21 protein-coding genes are annotated in these 22,631 nt (G+C 75.3%); 11 read left to right on the plus strand and 10 right to left on the minus strand.

Translation table 11 applies throughout. The annotated features are described in order from the left end of the window. The 3 genes from ACFV4G_RS08470 to ACFV4G_RS08480 all read left to right on the plus strand — a co-directional run. Positions 1 to 211, plus strand: a 211-nt coding sequence (locus ACFV4G_RS08470) for a hypothetical protein (protein ID WP_380437867.1), incomplete at its 5' end; no start/stop codon positions are given. 115 nt (positions 212 to 326) lie between these two features. Further along, a complete protein-coding gene (locus ACFV4G_RS08475) occupies positions 327 to 1,130 on the plus strand; it encodes an exodeoxyribonuclease III (RefSeq protein ID WP_380437869.1) in 804 nt (267 codons plus the stop codon). Positions 1,131 to 1,319: 189 nt separating this feature from the next. Next, complete coding sequence (locus ACFV4G_RS08480) at positions 1,320 to 1,925, plus strand: hypothetical protein (RefSeq protein WP_380437871.1); 606 nt, start codon at positions 1,320 to 1,322, stop codon at positions 1,923 to 1,925. Between the two features lie 126 nt (positions 1,926 to 2,051). Here the strand turns inward: ACFV4G_RS08480 and ACFV4G_RS08485 are convergent, their stop codons facing one another. Further along, a complete protein-coding gene (locus ACFV4G_RS08485) occupies positions 2,052 to 2,744 on the minus strand; it encodes a lysoplasmalogenase (protein ID WP_380437873.1) in 693 nt (230 codons plus the stop codon). Positions 2,745 to 3,059: 315 nt separating this feature from the next. Here ACFV4G_RS08485 and ACFV4G_RS08490 point away from each other — a divergent pair, with 315 nt between their 5' ends. Further along, positions 3,060 to 5,036, plus strand: a complete 1,977-nt coding sequence (locus ACFV4G_RS08490) for a DUF2398 family protein (protein WP_380437875.1) — start codon at positions 3,060 to 3,062, stop codon at positions 5,034 to 5,036. Between the two features lie 96 nt (positions 5,037 to 5,132). On the opposite strand, the gene ACFV4G_RS08495 is transcribed toward ACFV4G_RS08490, so the two are convergent. The 4 genes from ACFV4G_RS08495 to ACFV4G_RS08510 all read right to left on the minus strand — a co-directional run bounded on the left by ACFV4G_RS08495 (position 5,133) and on the right by ACFV4G_RS08510 (position 8,542). Continuing rightward, positions 5,133 to 5,315, minus strand: a complete 183-nt coding sequence (locus ACFV4G_RS08495) for a hypothetical protein (protein WP_380437877.1) — start codon at positions 5,313 to 5,315, stop codon at positions 5,133 to 5,135. Positions 5,316 to 5,436: 121 nt separating this feature from the next. Further along, positions 5,437 to 7,095, minus strand: a complete 1,659-nt coding sequence (locus ACFV4G_RS08500) for a BCCT family transporter (protein WP_380437879.1) — start codon at positions 7,093 to 7,095, stop codon at positions 5,437 to 5,439. A 207-nt stretch (positions 7,096 to 7,302) separates the two neighbouring features. After that, entirely contained in the window at positions 7,303 to 7,674 is a 372-nt protein-coding gene (locus tag ACFV4G_RS08505) for a MerR family transcriptional regulator (RefSeq protein ID WP_380437881.1), read from the minus strand. Positions 7,675 to 7,750: 76 nt separating this feature from the next. Then, positions 7,751 to 8,542 carry an alpha/beta fold hydrolase gene (locus tag ACFV4G_RS08510; protein WP_380437882.1) on the minus strand — a complete coding sequence of 264 codons (792 nt, stop codon included), beginning with the start codon at positions 8,540 to 8,542 and terminating at the stop codon, positions 7,751 to 7,753. Between the two features lie 179 nt (positions 8,543 to 8,721). Between ACFV4G_RS08510 and ACFV4G_RS08515 the strand changes: the two genes are divergently transcribed. Then, positions 8,722 to 9,966: a sulfite oxidase gene (locus ACFV4G_RS08515; RefSeq protein ID WP_380437883.1), complete on the plus strand. Its 1,245-nt coding sequence runs from the start codon at positions 8,722 to 8,724 to the stop codon at positions 9,964 to 9,966. Between the two features lie 13 nt (positions 9,967 to 9,979). Here the strand turns inward: ACFV4G_RS08515 and ACFV4G_RS08520 are convergent, their stop codons facing one another. Both ACFV4G_RS08520 and ACFV4G_RS08525 read right to left on the minus strand, forming a co-directional pair. Next, complete coding sequence (locus tag ACFV4G_RS08520; RefSeq protein WP_380437885.1) at positions 9,980 to 10,687, minus strand: TetR/AcrR family transcriptional regulator; 708 nt, start codon at positions 10,685 to 10,687, stop codon at positions 9,980 to 9,982. A gap of 141 nt (positions 10,688 to 10,828) precedes the next feature. Beyond that, positions 10,829 to 11,728: an acyl-CoA thioesterase gene (locus tag ACFV4G_RS08525; protein ID WP_380437887.1), complete on the minus strand. Its 900-nt coding sequence runs from the start codon at positions 11,726 to 11,728 to the stop codon at positions 10,829 to 10,831. A gap of 135 nt (positions 11,729 to 11,863) precedes the next feature. Here ACFV4G_RS08525 and ACFV4G_RS08530 point away from each other — a divergent pair, with 135 nt between their 5' ends. Then, the gene (locus ACFV4G_RS08530; RefSeq protein ID WP_380437889.1) at positions 11,864 to 13,255 is read left to right on the plus strand and encodes an SWIM zinc finger family protein; all 1,392 of its coding nucleotides are present in this window, start codon (positions 11,864 to 11,866) and stop codon (positions 13,253 to 13,255) included. Continuing rightward, entirely contained in the window at positions 13,252 to 15,966 is a 2,715-nt protein-coding gene (locus ACFV4G_RS08535; RefSeq protein WP_380437891.1) for a DUF6493 family protein, read from the plus strand. The genes ACFV4G_RS08530 and ACFV4G_RS08535 overlap by 4 nt, the downstream gene beginning before the upstream one ends. A 120-nt stretch (positions 15,967 to 16,086) precedes the next feature. Here ACFV4G_RS08535 and ACFV4G_RS08540 read toward each other — a convergent pair whose 3' ends face one another. The 3 genes from ACFV4G_RS08540 to ACFV4G_RS08550 form a co-directional block, all read right to left on the minus strand. Continuing rightward, entirely contained in the window at positions 16,087 to 17,238 is a 1,152-nt protein-coding gene (locus ACFV4G_RS08540; protein WP_380437957.1) for an MBL fold metallo-hydrolase, read from the minus strand. Between the two features lie 394 nt (positions 17,239 to 17,632). Then, positions 17,633 to 18,085 carry a MaoC family dehydratase gene (locus ACFV4G_RS08545; RefSeq protein ID WP_380437893.1) on the minus strand — a complete coding sequence of 151 codons (453 nt, stop codon included), beginning with the start codon at positions 18,083 to 18,085 and terminating at the stop codon, positions 17,633 to 17,635. Between the two features lie 189 nt (positions 18,086 to 18,274). Further along, a complete protein-coding gene (locus tag ACFV4G_RS08550) occupies positions 18,275 to 18,703 on the minus strand; it encodes a pyridoxamine 5'-phosphate oxidase family protein (protein ID WP_380437895.1) in 429 nt (142 codons plus the stop codon). 147 nt (positions 18,704 to 18,850) lie between these two features. Here ACFV4G_RS08550 and ACFV4G_RS08555 point away from each other — a divergent pair, with 147 nt between their 5' ends. The 4 genes from ACFV4G_RS08555 to ACFV4G_RS08570 all read left to right on the plus strand — a co-directional run bounded on the left by ACFV4G_RS08555 (position 18,851) and on the right by ACFV4G_RS08570 (position 22,433). Continuing rightward, complete coding sequence (locus ACFV4G_RS08555; RefSeq protein WP_380437897.1) at positions 18,851 to 19,723, plus strand: hypothetical protein; 873 nt, start codon at positions 18,851 to 18,853, stop codon at positions 19,721 to 19,723. A 200-nt stretch (positions 19,724 to 19,923) separates the two neighbouring features. Next, positions 19,924 to 20,484, plus strand: a complete 561-nt coding sequence (locus ACFV4G_RS08560) for a hypothetical protein (RefSeq protein ID WP_380437899.1) — start codon at positions 19,924 to 19,926, stop codon at positions 20,482 to 20,484. Further along, positions 20,478 to 21,410, plus strand: coding sequence for a hypothetical protein (locus ACFV4G_RS08565; RefSeq protein ID WP_380437901.1), 933 nt, complete (start codon positions 20,478 to 20,480; stop codon positions 21,408 to 21,410). Before ACFV4G_RS08560 ends, ACFV4G_RS08565 begins: the two co-directional genes overlap by 7 nt. A gap of 102 nt (positions 21,411 to 21,512) precedes the next feature. Continuing rightward, entirely contained in the window at positions 21,513 to 22,433 is a 921-nt protein-coding gene (locus ACFV4G_RS08570; protein WP_380437903.1) for an SAF domain-containing protein, read from the plus strand. The last annotated feature ends 198 nt before the right edge of the window (positions 22,434 to 22,631 follow it).

Raw genomic sequence — 22,631 nt, forward strand, 5'->3', positions numbered from 1 at the left:
CCCAACCCCCCCCCCCCCCCCGCCCGCGCGGGCCCCCCCCGCGGGGCCCGCGGGGGGGGGGGGGGGGGCCCGCCCCCCCCGCTTCAGCCCGGTGGACGAGATCGGTGCCGCGACCGGCGTCGAGCGACTGCCGGACGGCCGCTGGGTGGCCGCGGCCGAACCCGTGCGGCGCGGCGGCGGCGCGGCCGCCGTGGTCCGGCCCGCGGGCTGAGATGCGGGCCGGAGCCTGCCGGGATTGTCGGTAGCGGGCGGTATGTTCGGGGTGGGCGCTCCCAGCGGGCGCCCGCCCCGTCCGCCGTCCGTACGACCCGGGAAGGCCGCCCGCCGTGACCGTCCGCATCGCCACCTGGAACATCAACTCCGTCACCGCGCGGCTGCCCAAGCTCCTGGAGTGGCTGGAGAGCGCCAAGCCCGACGTGCTCTGCCTCCAGGAGCTCAAGTGCGCGGCCGACGCCTTCCCCTACGAGGACGTCCGCGCGCTCGGCTACGAGACGGCCGCCCACGGCAACGGCCGGTGGAACGGCGTCGCGATCGTCTCCCGGCTCGGCCTCGACGACGTCGTGCGCGACCTGCCCGGCCAGCCCGGCTACCTCGCCGACGACGCCCTGCTGCCCGACGTCGAGCCCCGCGCCATCGCCGCCACCTGCGGCCCCGTCCGGGTCTGGTCCGTCTACGTGCCCAACGGCCGCGAGGTCGACCACGCCCACTACCGCTACAAGCTGGAGTGGCTGGAGGCCCTGCGCAAGGCCTCCGCCGACGACGCGGCCGGGCCGCGCCCCTTCGCCGTCCTCGGGGACTTCAACATCGCCCCCACCGACGACGACGTCTTCGACGTGGCCGCCTTCGAGGGCCTCACCCACGTCACCCCGGCCGAGCGGGCCGCGCTGGAGGCCCTCGGCGAGGTCGGCCTGCACGACGTCGTGCCCCGCCCGCTCAAGTACGACCACCCCTACACCTACTGGGACTACCGCCAGCTGGCGTTCCCGAAGAACCGGGGCATGCGCATCGACCTCACCTACGCCAACGAGCCCTTCGCCGACGCCGTCACCGACAGTTACGTTGACCGCGAGGCGCGCAAGGGCAAGGGCACCTCGGACCACGCCCCGGTGGTCGTCGACCTGGATCTCTGAGTCACGCACAGCTACCGCGTCACGTACAGCTGCCGTGTCACGCACAGCTACCGCCCGTAACCCGAACGGTCCTGCGCGGTGGCCGGGCGCCGAAGGGGTGCCTACCGTCGGTGAGTGACTGGGTGCGGTTGTTCGACCACGTGGACATGGGAGTCCCCGGCCGCGCCCGAGAATCCCGGAGGTTCCGGCATGCGCCCCACGCGTACGGCCGCCGCCGCCCTGATCGGCGCGACGGTACTGACCGGTCTGACGGCCCCCCTCGCGATCGCCAGGGACGGTGCGGCCTCGGTCAGCCCGTCCCAGGCCGCACCGGGCCAGACCGTGACGGTCACGGTCTCCTGCGAGAAGTCGGACAAACCCGACGCGAAGACGATCACCGCCCACTCGGCGGCCTTCGAGGGCGGCCCGGCCACCCTCACCCTGGGCCCGGACGGCAAGCACAGCGGCTCCGCGCGCCTGGCCGGCCAGCACGGCGGGGACAGCAAGGTCGACGGCACCTGCCCCGACGGCGGTGCCTTCTCCACGTCCGTCACGGTCACCACCGTCACGGGCCCGGACCAGGGCACCGACAAAGGCCCCGACAAAGGCCTGGGCGACTGGGGCAAGGCGGCCGGGGAGTGGGCCGGTTCGCTCGGTCAGTCCGGTGCCGGGAGCCAGCAGGTCGCCCCGCACGGCTCCGTCCACACCGGCCTCGGCGGCTCGGTCGCGGGCGACCCGGCCGAGCTGGCGGGCGGCCTGGTGCTCGTCGCCGGCGGGGTCGGCGGCTTCTGGCTGCTGCGGAGGCGCGGTGCCTGATGGCCCTTCCGCGTGCCTCCCGCTCGCATCCGCCGCGCCGCCGGACCGTTCTCGGACCGGCGGCGCGGTGGTGTCCCGATGGTGTTGCCGTGGTGCCGCGAGACGCCAGGGCGCCTCGGGACGGGCTCAGGCCTGCCGCTGCTCGGCCTTCAGGGCGCCGTCGGCCAGCAGGTACTGGGCGAGGATGTACGTCGCCATGATCCAGAACTGATGCCCCGGCAGCTCGCGCCACTTCGCCAGCTGGGTGGCGATCAGGGTGTCGGACAGCAGGAACAGTGCCCCGCCCAGGCCGGTGCGCCAGCCCAGCCCCGCCGAGGTGACGGCGGTCGAGGCGAGCAGCAGGCTGTAGCCGGCCACCGGCACCTGGAGGTCCCCGAGGTCCGGCCAGAGCTGCCCGATCATGCCGGCCCACGCCCCCGCGTACGCGGCCGCCACCAGGAGGGCGCGCTTGCGGTCGGTGAGCGCCCCCTGGCGCACGAACATCGTCACGTAGCAGACGTGCGCCGCCGCGAAGGAGCCCATTCCGGCCAGGAACGCGGTGTCGTCCTTGAGCTGGAGCAGCACGTCCCCGCCCGCGCTCAGCAGCAGCGCCGGTGCCAGCAGCTTCGGAGCCTCCCGCTCCGCCGCCGTCGCCGCCGAGACGCTGTGCGCGGCCAGCAGGGGCATCAGGGCGGGCTTGGTGGCGTTGCGGAGCACGGAGGTGCCGGAGAGGATCGCGCCCAGGTGTGCCGCCGAGGTGGCCGCGAAGCCGCCCAGCAGGCCGGTGGTCGAGCGCAGGCGCCCGCCGAGGACGGCTCGGGTGGTCGTACTGATGCTCATGCGGCTGCTGACCTCCGGGAATGAGGGTGGGGGGGGGAACGGGCCTCGCGCTCGAACCCTAGGCGACCGTCCGGCGCGGCGGTAGACCGGGTTACCGGTGCGTAACCCCATTCGGGGGCGGGGGATGACACCTCGGCGAGCGGTACTCGGGGAGCGCGATGGGGCTGTGGCGGGGGCGCGACGGGGCCGGGGTGACGGTGCCCGCAGGCCGTCGGCGACGTAGCGGAGGGCGGGCGGCCACTTGGCCGGGATGTCCGCCCGGGGCCCGGTTGCTGCCGACGGGTGACCCGGCCACCGTCTAGTCTGGTCCCCGACATGGAGCAGCAGGAGTACGCGGCCTCCGCCACCCGGGTGGCGGACGGCAGGCCGGACGGGCGCACGGGCGGAACGGGGCGGGGGACCACCGACGCCGTCCTCGCCGTACCCGCCCCCGCCGCTGCGTCCGCGACCTCCTGTGCATCCGTCACGCCGTCCGTCACGGCGTCCGTCGCGCCGTCCGTCACGGCGTCCGTCACGGCGTCCGTCCCCGTTCCCGGCAGTAGGTCTGACGATGTGAAGGGGCAGTCCCCGGCGGGGCGGGAGCTGTCGCCGGATCCGGGGCTGCTGCGGCTCGCGCACTGGTTCGCCGCGGCCGGCCCCGGCATCGCCGACGACCTGTGCACCGCGTCCTTCGGCCTCTATCCGGCCCGTCACTTCGGTGTTCCGGCCGACGTGCCGGCCGACGCCGACATCAGCTGGTGGCACGGCCCCACCGCGCACGCCGCCGCCGTGCGCCGCGTCCGCGAGGCCCGCCCGGTGCGCGGCCTGCGCCGCGCCCGCCGGGACGCCGCCGCGCCGCCCGTCGTGCGCTCAGGCGCCAAGGCGGGCAAGCCCGGAAGGCACCGCAAGCCCGAGCGGACCCGGCCGCTGCCCGGCGCGCAGGATCGTTCCGCCCAGGAGCGGGAAACCGAGGGGTGCGCGGTCCAGGCGTGCGGAACGCAGGCGTGCGAAAGGCAGCCGCGTGACGTCCAGCCCCTTGAAGCCCGGGACCGCGATGTCCAGGAGCGTGCTGCCCAGGAGTGTGCCGCCCAGGGGTGTGCTGCCCATGAGCCTGCTGCCCATGAGCGTGAGGCCCGGGATCGCGGCCCCCAGGACCCGCCGCACCCCGACGCTGCCGCCGAACGCCGCATCGCCGCGCGGCTGCTGCTCGCCCACCCCCTCGTCACCGCCTCCGGCCCGCACGCCGACGGCTTCCCGCTGATCCGCCGTCACCGCGACTGGCTCACCGAACGCTTCGACACCCTGCTCGGCTACCGCCTCGTCGTCGGCCCCTGGCACGCCCGCCTCTACAAGGCCGGCCTCGGCCCCGCCGCCGCCCGCCGCCTCCACGACCCCGGCACCGGCACCCCGTTCACCCCCGCCGGCTACGCCCAGCTCGCCCTCGCGCTTGCCCTGCTCGTCGACGCCCCCGAGCAACTCCCGTACCGGCGGCTGCTCGACGCCATGCGCGCTGCCGCGCCCGACCTGCCCGCCGCGCCCGCCGACCGCGCCATGGCCCTCGCCGCGCTCGCCGGCTGGCAGGTGCTCGACGGACTCCCGGACGACCCGGCCGCCGCCGACCGCTCCTGCGTGCTCACCGTCGACCGCGAACTCGCCCGCGCCGTCCCCGCCGGGCCGCCCGCCCTCGCCGACGGCGCCGCCGACCTCATCCGCCGCGCCGCCGACGCCGAACCCGCCACCGCCGTGCGCCGCCTGCTCGCCGAGACCCCCGCCGTCCTCGCCGCCGACCTCCCCGGCGAACAGCGTGAATGGCTGCGCGACCACCGACTCAGCGGGCCCGCCGCACTCGGCGAATTCCTCGGCCTGGAAGCCGAGTTGAGGGCCGAAGGGGTGGCCCTGCTGGACCCGGCCGACGAACTGACCGACCTCGCCCTGCCCGGTGCCGGCACCCTGCCGCAGGCGGCCCTGCTGCTCGTCGAGCGCCTCGTCGAGGAGGTCCGCCCGCTGCCCGGCGACCCGACCGACGGCGACGTGCCGATCCCCGACGCGCTGATAGACGGCGTCCTCGGCGACATCGCCGACGAGTACGGCCTCCCGGCCGGCTGGCGCCGCGACTACCTCGCCGACCGCACCGCGCTGCGTCGCGACGCCCTCGACCTCCTGCACCGCCTGGGCCTGATCACCCCCGCCCCGCGTGCGACCCGTCCCCCGGCGTGGCTCCTGCGCCCCCCGGCCGCCCGCTACGCCCCCGCGCTGGACCTCTGCCCCTCCCCGGGCACGGGCCGCCACTCCCGCCGCGACGAGGGCGAGTAGGCGCTCCCGAGGCCCTCCCGGGCTGTCCGGCCCGGACATGCGAAAGCACCGCGCCCCTGGGGACGGCGGTGCTGGTGGGTCCGGTGGGGCGGTCGGTTACTTGCCGGCGGTGGCGGTCGTCGTCACGGTGTCGTGCTGGACGGTCTCCACGGTCGCGCCGACGCCGAAGGTGCCGAGGACGATGGAGGCGAGGACGGCGGCGCAGGCGAGCAGGCGGCGGTGGCGCTGGGGGAGCGGGAAGCGCGGTTCCTGGTAGGTCGCCGGAGGGAAGGCGTTCATGTCACGGAGGGTGGCAGGACGGAATGAACGGTCGGTACGCACGGGTTAAGTCCGGACGGGGGTTGGACGTCGGTTGGGGCGGATACGCCCCAACCTGGCTCGGGCGGGGCGTCGTGGCTGGTCAGACGGGTGGTGTGCGGTCGCGGCGGCCCGCGTCGGCGAGGGCCTCGCCGACCGCGACGCGGACCGCGTCCCGCAGTCCGTGCGCCGGGTGGAACCGGGACGGCCCGGCGGCCGGGTCCTCCCGCAGCTCCTTCACGAGGGACACGCAGAGCAGCAGCATCACGACGACGAACGGCAGTGCGACGAGGATCGTCGCGTTCTGCAGGGCGGTGAGCCCGCCCGCGAGCAGCAATGCGGCGGCGACCCCGCCCATGAGCACGCCCCACACCACGACGAGCCACGTGCGCGGGTGCAGCGAGCCCCGGCTGGACAGCGAGCCGAGGACGAGCGAGGCGGAGTCGGCGCTGGTGATGAAGAAGGTCATCACGAGCACCACCGCGACGACGCTGGTCACCGACCCGAGCGGCAGCGAGCGCAGCATCTCGAACAGCGAGGCCTCGGCGCCCTGCGGGATCGTGGCGACGAGGTCGGCGGTGCGGGTGGTGACCAGCCGGATCGCGGTGCCGCCCATCACGCAGAACCAGACGACGGTGGCCCCGCTGGGCACCAGCAGCACGCCGAGCAGGAACTGGCGGATGGTCCGGCCGCGCGAGATGCGGGCGATGAAGGTGCCGACGAACGGCGCCCAGGACAGCCACCAGGCCCAGTAGAAGATCGTCCAGGAGCCGAGCCAGCTCTCGTCGGTGAAGGCGCCGGTCTGGGTGGACATCGCGAGCAGGTCGGACAGGTACCCGCCGACGGTGGACGGGACGGCGTCCAGGACGAACACCGAGGGCCCGAACACGAACACGAAGAGCATGATCAGCGAGGCGAGCACGACGTTCGCGGTGGAGAGCCACTTGACGCCCTTGTGGACGCCGGAGAACGCGGACAGCACGAAGGCGGCGGTCAGCGAGCCGATGATGACCATCTGGGCGTTCTGGGTGTTGCGGACGGACGAGATGTAGCCGAGCCCGTCGGCCACCTGGAGGGCGCCGAGGCCGAGGCTGGTCGCCGAGCCGAAGACGGTGGCGAACACGGCGAGCAGGTCGATCGCCCGCCCCGGCCAGCCGTCCGCGCCGCGCTGCCCGATCAGCGGGACGAAGGCCGAGGAGATCCGGTTGCCCCGGCCCTTGCGGAAGGTGGTGTAGGCGAGCGCGAGGCCGCCGACGGCGTAGATCGCCCACGGGTGCAGGGTCCAGTGGAACAGCGAGAACTCCATGGCCTGCTGGGCCGCGGCGGCGCTCTGCGGTTCGAGGCCGGAGCCGGGCTGCGGGGCGGCGAACAGCTGCAGCGGCTCGCCGACGCCGTAGAACATGAGGCCGATGCCCATGCCGGCGCTGAACATCATCGCGACCCACGCGAGGGTGGAGAACTCGGGCTCGTCGTCGTCGCGGCCGAGCCGGATGCGGCCGAAGCGGCTGAAGGCCAGCAGGACGGTGAGGGCGAGGAACACGTCGGCGGCGACGACGAACAGCCAGCCGAAGTTGTGCAGGACCCAGCCCAGCGCCGTCTTCGAGGTCCGGCCGAGGGAGTCCTCGGCGAAGATGCCCCAGGCGACCACCGCCAGGACCAGGACGGCGCCGACCCCGAACACCACCCGGTCGACGGGGAGGGTCGCGGCGGGTTCGTCCGGACCCTTGGGCCGGGGCTCGGACTGCGGCGGCTGGGTGTTCATCGGGCGTACCTCTCGTACCTCGCGGGGCGGACCGGGGCGGCGGCGATATGACGGGGATTCGGCTGCATATCGCACTATGTCCAGTTCGCACCGCGAGGGCGGGGAGGGCGCGCCGGGGAGGCGGCGGGAGGGGACTTACGTCCCGTCACGGCCGCTCGCCGGTGACGGTCAGGCTCCGTACTCGTGCGTCGGCGGGGCGCGCGGTGGTCAGGCCGCGTACTCGTGTGCTGGAGCGTGCGCGGTGGTCAGGTAGCGGGCGAGGGCCTGGCGGCTTCGGGTCAGCTCGTCGATGCGCGAGTCGATGTCGGCGAGTTCGCCGCGCAGTGTGGCGAGCAGGTCCGGGCAGGCCTCCAGGGCCGGGATCGGGCCGGTGGCGCAGGGGAGGATCTCGGCGATGACGCGGGTGGACAGGCCGGCCGCGAGCAGGCTGCGGATCTGCCGGACCCGGACGGTGTCGGCCTCGGCGTACTCGCGGTAGCCGGCGGCCGAGCGGGCCGGTTCGAGCAGACCCTGCTCCTCGTAGTAGCGGAGCAGGCGGGTGGACACCCCGGTCAGGCGGGAGACTTCTCCGATGCGCATGACCGGGCGAACGTCCCGTCGGCGGGCGGTGTTCCCCGCCGTTGCCCGCTGTTCCCCGAGGGCTCGGCGGCGGGCCTCAGACGGCTGTGGCGTCCAGTTCCTTGAGGAAGTCGAGCACCACGGAACGCAGTTCGGGCAGCCGCTCGACCACGGGGAGGTGGCCGGAGGCGATTTCGGCGAGGCGGGCGCCGGGGATGCCGTCGGACAGGAGTCGGTGCTGGCCGGGCGGCACGAGCTGGTCCTCGGTGGTGCTGACGACCAGGGTCGGCACGGCTATCGCGGCGAGCTCGGCGCGCACGTCGGCCCGGCCCGCCAGCCGGAACTGCTGCCGGAAGCCCGCCGGGACGGGCGAGTCGAGCGACTCCCGCAGGAATGCGAGGTCGTCGGGGGAGAGCGCGTCGATCCACGTCCCGCCGAGTACGACGGTGAGCATCAGGCGGGTCAGGTCGGCCGGGCGGTCGGCGAGGTCGATGGCGAGGTCGGCCAGCAGTCGCAGCCGCGCCGAGCCGCCGGCCACGCCCGCGAGGAGCAGCAGCGAGCGGACCCGCCCGGGGTGGCGGGTGGCGGCCCGGACGGCGACGGCGGCGCCGAGCGAGTAGCCGGCCAGGTCGAAGGTGTCGAAGCCCTCCTCGTCGGCGGTCGCCACGAGCCGGTCGGCGAGGTCGTCGAGGGTGGGCTCGCCGGGCTCGTAGGGGGTGTCGCCGGAGCCGGGGTAGTCGGGGGCGACGACGGTGCGGTGGGCGGCGAGGCCGGCCAGCAGCGGGCCCCAGTTGTCCCGGGCGCTGCCGCCGGCGCCGTGGGCGAGCAGCAGGCCGGGGCCGGTGCCGCGGACGATCCGGGCGAGCGGGGGGAAGGGGGTGGACGCCATCGTGGGTGCTCCTGTCCGTGGGTGCGGGGCGCGGCTCGTCCGTACGGTAGGTGTTCACACCGGTGAGAAGGTCAAGCCCCCCGGCCGTCTTACGGGGGGCCGGTGCGCGGCCGTACCATCCGGAGCGTGATGGAACGGTGGCGCACAGTGCCTTCCGTCCGGAGGGAAGGAGTCCGCCCATGGCCGATGACGTCCATGCGCCCGCCCACGCACCAGCCGAGGTGTCCATCCGGGAAGCCGTCCGTGAGTCGGTTCCCAGGCCTGCCCACGAGTCCGTCCACGTGCCCGGGATCGTCAAGCCGCTGCCCGCGGCGTGGTTCGTGGCGCACGACACCAACGCCGAGATGCGCTGGGACGCGCTGCGCGGCGCGGACGGCGGCGCGGCGATCGGCCGGCACGTCCCGGTGGAACGGTTCTTCGTCCGCAACCACACCCGCACCCCGCTGATCGACCCCGGCACGTGGCGGCTGCGGCTGTTCGGCACCGGTCTGCGCGGCTCCCCGTCTGCCGACCGGCCGGTCGAGTTCTCCCTCGACGACCTCCGGGCCCTGCCCCGCACCCGGATCAGCGCCCTGATCGAGTGCGCCGGGAACGGCCGCAGCTACTACGCGAGCCGCCAGCACCAGCGCGTCCCGGGCACGCCCTGGGCGCTCGGCGGTGTCGGCTCCGCGAGCTGGTACGGCGTCCGGCTCGCGGACGTGCTGCGCGAGGCCGGGCTGGGCCCCGGCGCGGTCGACCTGCTGCCGGCCGGCCTCGACCCGCACTACGTCCGCGACGGCGTCGACCACGGCCCGGTGCGCCGCCCGCTGCCGCTCGCCAAGGCGCTGGACGACGTGCTGCTCGCCTACGGGATGAACGGTGAGCCGCTGAAGCCCGACCACGGCGCGCCGGCCCGACTGGTGGTGCCGGGCTGGGTGGGCATCGCCTCGATCAAGTGGCTCGGCTCGATCGAGGTCGCCGACCGGCCGCTGTCCTCGCCCTGGAACACCGACTTCTACCGGATGTTCGGCCCCGGCCACCCGCCCGGCGGCGGCGCCCCGTTGAGCCGGCAGGTGCCGAAGTGCGCCTTCGAGCTCGCCGAGGGCGCCGTGCTGGCGGCCGGGTGCACCCACCGGCTGCACGGCCGCTCGTGGTCCGGCGGGGCCGCGGTGCTCCGGGTGGAGGTGAGCGACGACGGCGGCCGGACGTGGCGGCGGGCCGAGCTGCACGACGAGCCGCGCGCCCGCGACTGGACGCGCTGGAGCATCGGCTGGCGCCCCACGGGGCCCGGCCGCCACGAGCTGCTCGCCCGGGCGACGGACCGCCGGGGCGGCACGCAGCCGCGGTCGGCGGAGTTCAACCGGGAGGGCTACCTGTTCGGTGCGGTGGTGGCCCACCCGGTGACGGTGGTCGCGGGACCGGCACCCGCCGGGGGCCGGGTCTAGGCGGGGGCCCGGTCTAGGCGGTGGTCGGGACCGGCGCGGTCTGGACCGCGGTGGCCGGTACAGCAGTGGTCTGGACCACGGTCTGGACCTCGTAGGGCGCCGGGTAGGGCGTCTCGTACGGGGTCAGGACCAGCCGCACCACGTCCTCCAGGCGCCGCCTGGCGTCCCCGAGCGTCGTGCGGCCGGTCACCCACGCGGTCAGCTCGCCTTGCCAGGCGTGGCCCACGATGTGCCGCACGAGGTCGCTCGCGGCGCCCGGCACCTCGCCCATCAGCGCCTGGAGCGCGGCGCTGTCGGCCCGGGCCATGCCCTGCAGCGCCTCGCTGGCGAAGGGGTCGGTGGACGCGGCGACGGCCACCCGCAGCCGCGCCAGCTCGGGCTGCCGCTGGTAGGCGCGCATCCCGCCGCGGACGAACCGCACCGCCCGGTCCGTGGCCCCCAGCCCGGCGCGTGGCCCGCGCAGCTCGGCCACCAGGTCGGCCAGCAGCAGGCGGTGCCACTCGGCGATCGCCGCCGCCAGGAGGTGGTCCTTGGAGGAGAAGTAGCGGTACGCCGTCCCCAGGGCGACTCCGGACCGCTCGCAGACCTGCTTCATCTGCAGCCGCTCGACGCCGATCTCGTTCACCAGGGCGAGCGCCGCCGCGATCAGGCTTTCGCGGCGTTCGAGCTGACGCGGAGACATCGCCTCCACCGGCCGTGGTGACAGGTCAACCTTGGTCACCCGCACCATGATACGGGCCGGGGCCGCTCAGGAGTATGACGCCGACCGGCCCCCTTCCGTTCGCCGGGCGGTCACCGCCGTGCCGGGGAGGCCCGGGACGGCGCTGAGCAGGGCGGCGCCGGCCGCCGGGCCCGGCCCGGATCAGCGCCGTTCCCGGATCAGCGCCTCCTGCACGGCCGAGGCGACGAGCCGCCCGTCCCGGTCGTAGAACTCGCCGAGCGACAGCCCCCGGCCGTCCGAGGAGGACGGGCTGCGCTGGGCGAACAGCAGCCACTCGTCGGCCCGGAACGGGCGGTGGAACCACATCGCGTGGTCCAGCGAGGCCATCAGCAGCCGGGGCGGCTCGATGCGCCGGAAGAAGTTCGGCTGCACGTGCAGTCCGGCGGTGGACGCGAGGGTGAGGTCGGACAGGTAGGTGAGCGCGCACGTGTGCAGGAGCGGGTCGCCGTCCGGCAGCGGGGAGCCGGTGCGCAACCAGACGAACTGCTGCGGCATCCCCGGGACGGCCTCCGGCAGGCCGGGCGCGTCGTCCGGGACGAAGCGCAGTTCGAGCTCGCGGAAGCCCTCGGTGCGGGCGAGGGCCTCGCGGGCGGCCGGCTCCCAGAGCGAGAACGCGTCCGGCAGCCCGTCGGGGCCGGGCACCGGGGGCATCGGGCGGTGGCGCTCGGCGGCCGGCTCGGGGCGCTTGAAGGACGCGGAGAGCGTGAAGATCGCGTTCCCGTTCTGCACCGCCGTGACGCGGCGGGTGGTGTAGGACATGCCGTCGCGGATCCGGTCGACCTCGTAGTCGATCGGCTCGGTCGGGTCGCCGGGCAGCAGGAAGTAGCTGTGCAGCGAGTGCACGGCGCGTTCGCCGTCGCAGGTGCGCCCGGCGGCGGTCAGCGCCTGCGCGGCGACCTGTCCGCCGAACGCGCGCATCGGCGCCCCGGCGTGGCAGCGGCCCCGGAACGTGTTCTCGTCCAGCCGCTCGATCTCCAGCAGCGAGGCGAAGGAGCCGGCCGGGGCGTCGGCTCGTCTCGCCTGTTCGGTCAGGTCGGTCACGGGCCCATAGTGGCAGATGCCAACCGGTGGCGGTGTGACGTGGGTAACCATCGAGGGGGCGAAAGAGATGTAGAACCTGTTTCAGTCGCGCTCGCGGGTGAGGAATTGTCAGTGCCCTCACCTAGCGTGCTCGGCATGACGCAATCCGCACACGCGTACGCCTATCTGCGCCCCTCCGCCGTGCTCGATCCGGACGCCGCGGGTGCCGGCCGGCGACTCGACCTGGCCACCTCGGGCGGGGCCACGCCGCTCGGCGCGGCGGCCAACCCGCGGTTCTTCACGGGCTTCCTCGCCGACCCGGCGCCGGCCGCCGCCGCGCTGCTCGCCGTCGCGGACGTCGCCGCCGCCCGCTACTACCAGCCGCAGCTGCGCGCCTCGCTCGACCCGGTGGTCACCGCCAACGGGGACCGGCTGCGCTTCGAGTCCTTCTCCGGCTGCTGCGGCGTCTACGCCCGGCTCGACGTGCTGGAGGCCGGACTCGACGGCGACGACATCGGCCACGGCACCACCAACGTGGACGTCAACAACCCGCTGCGCGAGGCCCTGACCCGGATCGGCCCGGCCGAGCCGCTGCACCTCGCGGTCGGGCCGGACGCGCTGGAGGTCACCACCTTCGACGGGCCGGTGGTGGAGAAGAAGGTGCCGCTGCCCGAGCGCTGGCTGCGCGGCTTCGCCGAGACGCAGGTCACCGCTGCCGGCTTCGACCTGCGGGCCGAGCTGCCCGCCGCCGAGGCGGTCCGCTTCCTGCGCTCGCTGCCGCGCGGCGGGGGCGGCGGGCGCGGCGGCGTCGGGTGGGTCGTGCCGGCCGGGCGCACCCTGCGGCCGACCACCCGTCCGGTGCCCGGCGCGGTCTGCCTGCCCGGTCCCGAGCGGCTGGTCGCGCTCCAGCGGGTGCTGCGGCACGCGCTCGCGCTTCGGGTGTACGGGCCGGTGGCCGGTGCGGCCCTGGCCGGCCCGGCGGCCTCCGCGTGGGAGGTCGTGCTGCCGGGCATGCGGCTGACGCTGACGCTCTCCCCGGACGCCTCGCGCGGGTTCTCCGGCGAGGGCGGCGTGCTCGGGGCCCTGGCCACCGGCACCGTCGAGCGGGACGCCGAGCTCGTCTCCGTCCTGCTCGCGTGGGAGCCGCGGATCGAGGTCGCCGACCTGGCCGAGCAGTCCGGGCTCACCGCGGAGCGGGTGCGGGCCGCGCTCACCAGGCTGGGCACCGCCGGGCAGATCGGCTACGACACCGCCGAGGCCGCCTACTTCCACCGGCAGCTCCCGTACGACGCCGGGCGGGCCGAGGCGGCGAACCCGCGGCTGCGGGCCGCGCGGGCGCTCGTCGCGGCGGGCGCGGTGCGGCTGGAGGAGGGCGGTGCGACGGCCGTCGTCACGGTGGACGACCATGTCCAGCGGGTGCGGACGGACGAAGCGGGCCGGGTGAGCTGCACCTGCCTGTGGTGGGCCAAGTACCGCGGCGGGCGCGGGCCGTGCAAGCACGCGCTCGCGGTGGGGATCGTACGGGACGGCAAGGAGGCCGGGGCGTGAACGCGGTGGCATCGGCGGACGCGGCCGTGGCGATGGCGGACGGGGTCGGCGAGCTGCTCGCGGCCGTCCGGAGCGGTGCGGTGCGGGCGGTGCCCGGCCTGCTCGCCGCGCTGGACCCGGCGCAGCGGCGGGCCTGCGTGCCCGGGCTGAAGGAGCAGCGCCGGGAGATCCGCGGCGAGTGGTCGAACCTCGCGAACGCGCGGGCCGCCGCCCTGCTGGTCGCCGGGGCCGGCTGCCACGCGGGTCCGGCCGGGGCGGCCACCTGGATCGGCGGGCGGGACTTCGGCGGGCGCAGCGGCACGCTGCCCCGGGAGCTGGCCGTGGTCGTCGCGGCGCAGCCGGTGGAGTGGCAGGTCGAGGTGGCCGCGCGGCTGGCCGAGCGGGCGGTGCCGGGCTGGGGCTGGTCGCTCCACCCGGTGGTCGAGGCCGTGGTGCGGCGCACCGGGTGCGCGGTGCCGCAGAGCGAGCCGTTCGTGCGGGAGTGGCTGAACGGGCAGATCGGCCGCACCGGCGCGCGCCCGACGCTCGCGCAGCAGCTGCGCGCCGACGCCTTCACCCCGGTGCTGATACCGAGGGTCTTCGAACTCGACGACGTCGGGCAGTTGTTGTCCTGGTCGCTCAGCAACCGGCCAGGGGACGTGTTCACGGAGGCCGTCGCGGAGCTCGCCTCCTCCGGGGTGCTGGAGCGCGGCGAGGTGCTCGACCGCTGCCTGGCCCGGCTGCTGCGCGGCGGGCGGCCCGCCGACCAGCGGCTCTTCGCCGACGTGCTGCGCGCCCTCGCGCCGACGCCCGAGGAGTTCGCGGCCCGCGCACGGGACTTGGTGGCGATGCTGGACGGCCTGGCGGTCATCGCCGGGTACGCGCAGGAGGAGCTGGCCGGGCTGGACGAGGCCGGGCTGGTCGAGCCCGAACTGCTGGGCGAGGCCTCGGCGGTGGTGCTGTTCCGGGCCGAGAAGAAGCTGGTGCGCGCGCAGTTGGGGTGGCTGGACAAGGCGGCCCGGCGCTCGCCGGAGCGGGCGGGCGCGGTGGTGCTCGCCGCGGCCGGGGTGTTCGGGCACCCGGACGCGGGCGTCCAGGAGCGGGCGTTGAACGTGGTGGCTCGTCATCTCAAGGCGGCCGGGAGCGCGGTGCTGCCCGAACTCCTCTTCGCCGCAGAGGGGTTGAACCCCGTCCACCATCCGCGGGCGGGCGAGCTGTTCGGCGCACCGGTCGGCGGGGACGACCCGGACACCGGGTGGAACGAGCTGCTGCCGCCCGTTCCCGAGCCGCTGCCGCTCGGGGCGCCGATCGCCTCGGCGGCGGAGGTCGCGGAGGAGCTGTCCGCGTTGCTCGCGTCCTCGGCGCCGGAGGTCGCGGTGTTCGAGCGCGTCCTGGACGGGCTCGTGCGGCACGCCTGCGAGGACCGGGCCGCGCTCGTCGAGGCGCTGGGGCCGGTCCTTCGGGTGCACGAGTGGAACGACGTCGGGCGTTGGCAGGACTGCGGCCCCGGGGGCGTCCTCTACGTCGCGACGGCGGCGGCCGGCCGGACGCCGCCGCACCGGCTCCGGGACTTCCTCGGCGGCAAGGGCCGCTCCCCGCTGCGCGGCGACTACACGACGCTGCACGGCCGGGTGCTCGCTGCCCGACTGGAGGAGGCGGCGTGGCAGGTGACGGCGAACCGCCCGCCGTACCTGCTGGCCACGCCCACCGACGCGACCGGAGCGCTGGACGCGGCGGTGCTGGTCGAGCGGCTGGCCGGGTACGCGGCGGCGGGCGTCACGCCGGGCCAGGCGGACCTGTGCTCGGCGCTGCTGCGGGTCGGGCCGGCCGACGCCGGCGTGCTCCGCGCGGCGGAGGCGGTGCCCACGCCCGCCGGGCGGTGGGTGGCTCAGTGGCTGCGCGGCGGCGGCCTGCCCGCCCAGCCGTCGGAGCGGGTGGTCTTCGCGCCCGGCCGGGGCGCGCGGAGTTCGCACCTCTACGGCGAGCGCTGGTGGGAGGACCTGCACCGGGTCGCCGTCGCCCAGCCGGGCCTCGGCGCCGGGCCCGAGGGACCGGCGGGTGAGCGGCTCGCGGGCGACTTCCGGGCGCTGCTGGACGGCACCGAGCCGAGCGTGGCGCGGGTCCGGGCGCAGCGGCACTGGCTGTGGATGCCGACGGCGCACTGGGCGGCGATGCTGCCGTGGCACCGCGAGGAGCTGGCGGCCCGCTGGCTCGACTGGTTCGCCGCGGCGGCCGACTTCGACGAGCGCGGGGCGGGGCCGCTGCTGCCCGTGCTCGCCGAGGCCGGCGGGCGGGCGGGGCTCGCGCTGCACCTGGCCCTCGGGTACGGGCTCGGTGCCCGGCACGCCGAGGACCGGACGGCGGCCGTCGACGCGCTGCTCGTGCTGGCCGCCCGCGGCGACCTCGACGGCGCGCTCCTCGGGCGGGAGCTGGGCGCACTGGTCGAGTGCGGTGTGGTGAAGCCCACCCGGCTCGCCTCGGCGCTGGGCCTCGCGGCCGGGACGGGGGCGTACGCGACGGTGTGGTCGGTGCTCGGCGCCGCGCTGCCGGTTCTGCTGGCCGCGGACCAGAGCGTGCGCGGCCTCGGGGACCTCGTCGCGCTGGCCGCCGACTGCGCCCGCCGGACGGGGACGCGCGGTGCGATCGCCGAGGTGACGGGCACGGCGGCGAAGGGCGGCTCTGGCCGGGTGGTGAAGGAGGCCCGGGCGCTGCGGGACGTCCTGGGGGAGTAGGACGTAGGGAGCAGGGCGTGGGGGGCGGGCGGACGTCGGGGGGAGCGGCGACGGGCGACGGGTGACAGACGACAGAAGACAGCTGACAGAAGACAGATAACAGATAACAGATAACAGATTTCAGCGAACAGATTTTGAAATCTGTTCGCTGAAACCCGTCTCCCGCACCACCACCGGGTCGACGCTCCCGCGCGCCGCCGCCGCGACCGCCCGCCACCACAGCCGCAGGGCCGGCGGATTCACCGGTTCGAACGGCTTGCCCGGTCGGGGCACCGCCAGGTGGGTGCCGAGCGCGTGGGCGGCCGTGACCACCCGCTCGGCCGGCTCCTCCCACGGGTGCAGCGCGAGGTTGAAGGTGCACCAGTGGATCGGCAGCAGCAGTTCGCCGCCCAGGTCCAGGTGCGCCCGCACGCCCTCCTCGGGCGTCATGTGGACCTCGGGCCAGAAGTCGCTGTACGCGCCGACCTGCATCATCGTCGCGTCGAACGGTCCGAGCCGGCGCCCGATCTCGGCGAAGCCGGGGAAGTAGCCGGTGTCCCCGCTGTGGAAGATCCGGTGCCCGCCGCCGGCCACCACCCAGGACGCCCACAGGAACAGCGCGCTCGTGCGCGGTCCCCGGCTGCAGTAGTGCCGGGCGGGCGTGGCCGTCAGCGTCAGCCCGGCGACCTCGGCCGACTCCCACCAGTCCAGCTCGACGATCCGCGCGGCCGGCACCCCCCAGTGCTCCAGGTGCGCACCGACCCCGAGCGGCACCGCGAACACCGCGCCCGTCCCGTTGAGCGCGCGGACGGTCGCCATGTCGAGGTGGTCGTAGTGGTCGTGCGAGACCACGACCACGTCCACCGGACCGAGTTCGGCGAGCGGCAGCGGTACCGGATGCAGCCGCTTGGGGCCCGTCCAGGCGAACGGCGAGCAGCGCTCGCCCCACACCGGGTCGAGCAGTACCCGGCGTCCGCCGATCTCGGCGAGGACGGTCGCGTGCCCGAGCCAGGTGAGCCGCAGCCCGGACTCCGGCGGCTCGGCGAGGTCGGAGGGCAGGAGCCGGTGCACCGGTACGGCGGCGGCTGGCGCCCGGCGGGTCTTGTCGCCGGACAGCTGGGCGAGGGTGATCTCCAGCGGGCTGCGCTCGTACACCAGCCGGCGGGTGGGCAGCGGGTTGCGGAAGGAGCCGTCGGCGAACTGCGGGGAGCGGTGGATGCGGGCCAGTCGTTCGCCGCGCGGGTCGGCCCCGAAGGCCTCGGCCCGCACGCGGTGCCAAGCCGCGCGGGGCAGTTGGGCGAGGCCGGGTCCCGGGCTGGATCCCGGGCCGCGGGCCGGGCGTGCGGGCGGAGGAGCGAGCTGGGAGGTCAGACCGGCGAGGCGGGAGAACCACGGGGCAGGGCGGGGCACGGCTCCTCCAGGGACGGTCACGGCTACCGGGCATGCCGGGGGGCGCACCACGGGGCGGGCCGGGTGCGGCCCCCACGCGGTGCGACAACCATCTCGTCGGAGATTACGCCCCGTGAGCCGTCCGGACCCGGTGGAGACGTCCGTGCGGGCCAATCGGAGTACGGACCGGTCGGAGCACGGGCCGATCGGAGTGCGGGCCGATAGGAGTGCGAGCCGATCGGCGTACAGGCCAATTGGAGTGCGGGCCCGCCGCTGAGGGCGGGCCCCGGGCGGCGGGTCAGGCGTAGAAGCGGGTGATCGTCTCCGCGACGCAGTGCGGCTTGGCGCTCTCCGCGCTGGTGATGGTGAAGCGCACGACCGCCTGGACCCCGCCCGGCACCTCGGTGGCCGAGACGAGCTCGGCGGTGGCCCGGATCGCGGTGCCCACCGGCACGGGCGCCGGGAAGCGCACCTTCTCCGACCCGTAGTTGAGCGCCATCCGCACCCCCTCGACGCTGTAGCACTCCTTGGCGAGCACCGGGATCATCGACTGCGTCAGGTACCCGTGCGCGATCGTCGAGCCGAACCGGCTCTCCTTGGCCCGCTGCGGGTCCACATGGATCCACTGGTGGTCGCCGGTCGCCTCGGCGAACAGGTCGATCTGCCGCTGCTCGATCGTGTGCCACTGGCTGGTGCCCAGCTCGGTGCCGACGGCGGAGGTGAGGTCGGCGAGGGAGGCGAAGCTCGTCACGGTCGCTCCTGGAGGGGGACGGGCCGCAGCCCGGTGATCAGGACGTCGGCAGGGTATGCCTACTCCCGGGTACCTGTCAGGAGCGGGCCCCGCACCTCATCGAGGGTGGACGCGGAACTCCCAGGTCAGCGCCTCAGGACCGCAGCGCCCCTAGGGACCCGCAGCACTCGTCGAGACCCGCGGCACCCCTCAGGACCACAGGACCCCGTGTCCGGCCGGGAGTAGCCGGCGCCCGCTCACCAGCTCCGGCACCAGCGCGAAGTACGCCGGTTCCGGGTCCCCCACCCACGGCCGCAGCCCGGAGCGCAGCGCCCGCCGCACCTGCTCGGGGTCGCCGACCGCGTTGGCCCGCCCGTGCACGAGCACGCTCCATCCGGTGCGGGTGACCGGGTCCAGGAGGTCCGCCTGGAACGCCACGACGGTGCCGTCGAGCCCGCGCGCGGTCGCACTCCCCCGGCGCACGGCGAGCAGCAACCGCCCGTCCACGACCTCGAAGGAGACCGGCAGGACGGCGGGCAGCGCGTGCTCGGTGTACACCACGCGCCCGACGGGCACGGTGCTGAGCAGCCGTAGGCACTCGGTCTCGCTCAGGGTCTCCACACGGTCGTCGGGCTCCATGCGTCCGATCGTCCTCCGGCCGCCGCGCGGGCCGATAGGGCCCATGGTCCCGGAGCGAAGGGGCCGGGAGCCCCGTCGGCGGCGGCCGGGGGCGGTAGCCTGCCCGGCGGGCGGCCCCGGGTGCGCCGGGGCCGGCGAGGAGGGGGCGTGCTGATGGCCGGTGGGGTCGATCTGGTGGTGATCGGGGCGGACGGCGGCCCCGACAAGGCTTTCGGCGGGTCGGCGCACGCGCCGGACGGTGCCCGCCTGCTCGCCGGGGAACTGCCCGGGATGTGCTTCGACACCGGCGCGGGGGGCTGCCGGGTCACCGCCGTCGCGCCGGACGCGGACGCCAACGCGATGCTCACCGCCGTCCGTTCGGCGGCCCAGCACCCCGGTCGCTGGCTGGTGGTCTGCCTGCTCGGCCAGCTGGTCGCCGACCCGCGCGGGCGCAGGCTCGCCCTGGTCACGGCCGGAAGCACCGCCGGCAACGCCTACCGCCGCGGCCTCGCCTGGGACTGGGTGGTCAGCGCCATGGTGCACGGCGACCAGGAGGAGACGCTGCTGCTCGTCGACGCCGTCGCCGACCGGGACACCTGGGCGGCGCTCGAACGCGGTGCCGACACCCGTTCCGGCCAGGAGGGCGCGGGCGAACTGCTGAGCTACTCGCGCGTCCCGCTCTGGGGCCGGATCGGTCGTTACGTCCCCGGTAGACGCGGCCGGGACGCCGTGCTGCCGGGCGGTGAGGGATCGTTCAGCCGCGCCCTCACCACTGTGCTGCGCCAGGGCCTGCCGGGGGCGCCGGCCGCCGTCGGGCCGCTGGACCTCCAGCCCGCCGTCGCCGCGGTCGTGGACCGCGCGGAACCGGCCGGAAGTTCGGGTGCGCCGGGCGCGCGCCTGCTCGTTCCGCCGCAGGGCGGGCGCCTCTTGATGCGCAATCGGGCGGCGGTGCGGGGCGCATTGGCCGGATTGTCGCTTTCCGAAGAACTGTTGGCCGTCCTGTGGCGCGAAAGTGCCCCGACGGATCCGCCTTCCGCGTAAGGTCAGGGGGCCCGAGGTGTTGCCGTGATGGGGTGGGTTGGCGAAGAATCGATGCCCCGCGGAAACATCGGTGGGACGGCGGAATTCTTCCGGCGGCCACGGACTTCGGTCGGGTTCGGTCGCGATGAGGTGGGGCGATGCGGCAGCGCGGAAATGTGTTGCGCCCTGGGGCGGTTGGGGTCGGTGGGGTGGTTCTGGCGATGCTGCTGGGCGCGTGCGCGAGCGGTGGGCCGGGCGGTTCCGTCGATCGTCTCGGGACGGGTGCGCCGAGCGTCGCGCAAGTGAACCCGCTAACTCCTTCGGGTGGTTCCGTAAACGCCACGATCGCGCCGACCACCGGTCCGGAAGGTGCCGCGGGCCGACTGGCCGTGAACACCTATCAGGACTGGTGGCGGGCCCAGACCGAGGCATTCGGGCGCACGGATTCGGACGGAATCGCTCTGGAGACGTACTCCTCCGGACAGGCGCTCGCCGATACGCTCGTCGGACTGCGTCAACTCCACGACGCCAAACTGGTGATGACCGGGGCGCCGCGCAATTCCGCCGTCGTGACGGCGGTCGACCTGAACGCCGATCCGCACACCGCGGTGATCGAGGACTGCCTCGACGTGTCGCAGTGGAACCGGGTCGACGCCACCACGAAGGCCGCGCGGGAACCGGTGGGGCGGGTCGACCGGTACGTGGCGAAGGCGTCCCTGCGCTGGTTCCAAGCACGCTGGCTGATCTACGACTTCAAGCGGGAGGCGGACCGGACATGCTGAACACCAGGAATACCGCTCGGCGATTCGCACCCCTCGCGCCGGTGTCGGCGGCCCTGCTGCTGATGTCGGCGGCCGTTCCGGCGATCGCGGACGAAACACCGGGCGGCAGCGCGCAGCAATGCGCCCCGAACGTGATCTGCGGTGAGGTCCACGGTGGGGGAGGCACGTCCACGGGCGGCGGAAACGGAGGCGGTGGCGGGGGCGGCAACAGCGGCGGCCCGCTGCTGTGCAGTTACCACGGGCAGGAATGGCCGTGCCACGACCCCGAGATGGGCTGGTTCAGCAACAGCGACGGCTGCTACTACACCACCGTCGACAAGCCGGCCGACGACCCCGCGTGGGAGGGGCACAAACCGTCCGAGGGTTCGTTGTACCTGCCGTCGTGCCCGCAGGCCGGGGGAGGCTTCTCCCCGGGCAAGATCCAGTTCAGCGCCACCGCGCCCTCCGCACCGCCGCCGGACCCGCGGGCGATCGCGATGAAGATCGTGGGCCGGATGCCCTTCCCGGCCCCCGCGCCCGCCGCCGCGCCACTCGGCACGGCGGTGGTGAAGTCACCGGTCTGGCTCTGGCTGAACGGCCGCCAGGCGCCGGAGCCCATCTCCCTGCCGCTCCAGGGCATCACCGTCACCGTCACGCCCAGGCTGAAGAACGTGGTCTGGACCTTCAACGACAAGTACTCGCTGACCTGCGACAAGCCCGGGACGCCGTACGACCCCGGCTACGGCGCCGCCAAGTCCCCCGACTGCGGCTTCGAGTTCCCGACCGGCTCGGCCCGTGAGCCCGGCGGCGCGTTCACCGTGTCCGCCACGGCGAACTGGGTGGGCGAGGTCACCGTCACGGGCCTGAACACCAAGGTCGACCCGATCCCCATGCCGCAGAGCGCCACCTTCCAGCTCAAGGTCGCCGAGGTGCAGGTCCTCAACTGACCTGCTCCGCCGACGACCGACGACCGACGACCGACGACCGACGACCGACGACCGACGACCGACGACCGACGAGCACGACGACACGCGAAAGGCCTCAACCCGGTGGAGAACCGTACGTACGCGACGCCGGGACCCGGCACACCCGCAGGCGCCGCGGTGTCCGTGGCCGTGCCCGAACAGGCACAGGGCCAAGGCGGCGGCAAGGGGACGGGGAAGGGCAAGGGCCGCGCCGCGCCGCACGCCCCCGCCCGCACCCTGCGGGCCCGGCGCCGCCGTCCGGCCGTGCTCGCCATGTCGATCGCGCTGATCGCCGCCGGCGGGCTCGGCGGCGCCGTCCTCTACAGCAGCACCGGGCAGCGGGTCGCCGTGCTGGCGCTCGCCCGGGACGTCCCGTACGGGCAGGTGATCACCGACGACGACCTCGTGGTGGCGCGGATCGCCTCCGACCCGGCGCTGCGCCCGGTGTCCGCGCAGGACCGGTCGGGCGCGGTCGGCCTGCGGGCCGCCACCGACCTCAAGCGCGGTGCGATGCTCACCAAGGGCGACCTCGCCCAGTCGCTGGCCGTGCAGCCCGGGCAGATCATCGTCGGCGTGGCGGCCCACCGCAGCCAGCTGCCCGCCTCCCGGCTCCAGCCGGGCATGCAGGTCGTGATCGTCTACACCCCCGACAACGGCCGGGCGGACTCGCTGACCGCGACGGTCATCACGGTCGGGCGCCCGGACACCGACGGCAGCGTCGTGACCGACGTGGCGATCGGCACGGCGGACGGGCCCCGGCTGGCCCAGTGGGTCGCGAGCGGACGGATCCAGGTGCTGCTCGCGCCGCGCGCCGCCGCCGGGGACGCGCCACCGGCTGCCGGGGCGTCCACCCCGGCCCCCTCGACTCCCTCGGCTCCTGCCTCCCCGGCCGCGGGGACTCCCGCGCCGGGGACTCCCGCGCCCGGGACCTCCGCCGCCGGGGCGCCGCCCGCGGGCAGCCCGTCGGCCGGGGCGAGCCGCAGCACAGGGGCGGGTGGGGCCTGATGGCGGTGATCGCGGTGGCCGGCGGCCCCGGCGCACCCGGTGCGACCACGTCCGCGCTGGCCCTCCTGCTCGCCTGGCCGCTGGAGCCCGGCCGCGGGGGGGGGCGGGGCGGGGGGGGGGGCCGCGGCGGGGGGGGGGGGGGGGGGGGCCCCGGGGGGGGCGGGGGGGCTGGGTGGGGGGTGTGGGGCATGTGAAGGC

It is taken from the genome of Kitasatospora sp. NPDC059747 (genome assembly GCF_042732955.1).
GTDB lineage: Bacteria > Actinomycetota > Actinomycetes > Streptomycetales > Streptomycetaceae > Kitasatospora.

Bases quoted from the DNA above. Each gene is read 5' to 3' on its own strand.
- ACFV4G_RS08480 (WP_380437871.1), top strand. From the start codon at position 1,320: ATGCGCCCCACGCGTACGGCCGCCGCCGCCCTGATCGGCGCGACGGTA.
- ACFV4G_RS08485 (WP_380437873.1), bottom strand. From the start codon at position 2,744: ATGAGCATCAGTACGACCACCCGAGCCGTCCTCGGCGGGCGCCTGCGC.
- ACFV4G_RS08490 (WP_380437875.1), top strand. From the start codon at position 3,060: ATGGAGCAGCAGGAGTACGCGGCCTCCGCCACCCGGGTGGCGGACGGC.
- ACFV4G_RS08495 (WP_380437877.1), bottom strand. From the start codon at position 5,315: ATGAACGCCTTCCCTCCGGCGACCTACCAGGAACCGCGCTTCCCGCTC.
- ACFV4G_RS08500 (WP_380437879.1), bottom strand. From the start codon at position 7,095: ATGAACACCCAGCCGCCGCAGTCCGAGCCCCGGCCCAAGGGTCCGGAC.
- ACFV4G_RS08505 (WP_380437881.1), bottom strand. From the start codon at position 7,674: ATGCGCATCGGAGAAGTCTCCCGCCTGACCGGGGTGTCCACCCGCCTG.
- ACFV4G_RS08510 (WP_380437882.1), bottom strand. From the start codon at position 8,542: ATGGCGTCCACCCCCTTCCCCCCGCTCGCCCGGATCGTCCGCGGCACC.
- ACFV4G_RS08515 (WP_380437883.1), top strand. From the start codon at position 8,722: ATGGCCGATGACGTCCATGCGCCCGCCCACGCACCAGCCGAGGTGTCC.
- ACFV4G_RS08530 (WP_380437889.1), top strand. From the start codon at position 11,864: ATGACGCAATCCGCACACGCGTACGCCTATCTGCGCCCCTCCGCCGTG.
- ACFV4G_RS08550 (WP_380437895.1), bottom strand. From the start codon at position 18,703: ATGGAGCCCGACGACCGTGTGGAGACCCTGAGCGAGACCGAGTGCCTA.
- ACFV4G_RS08560 (WP_380437899.1), top strand. From the start codon at position 19,924: ATGCTGCTGGGCGCGTGCGCGAGCGGTGGGCCGGGCGGTTCCGTCGAT.
- ACFV4G_RS08565 (WP_380437901.1), top strand. From the start codon at position 20,478: ATGCTGAACACCAGGAATACCGCTCGGCGATTCGCACCCCTCGCGCCG.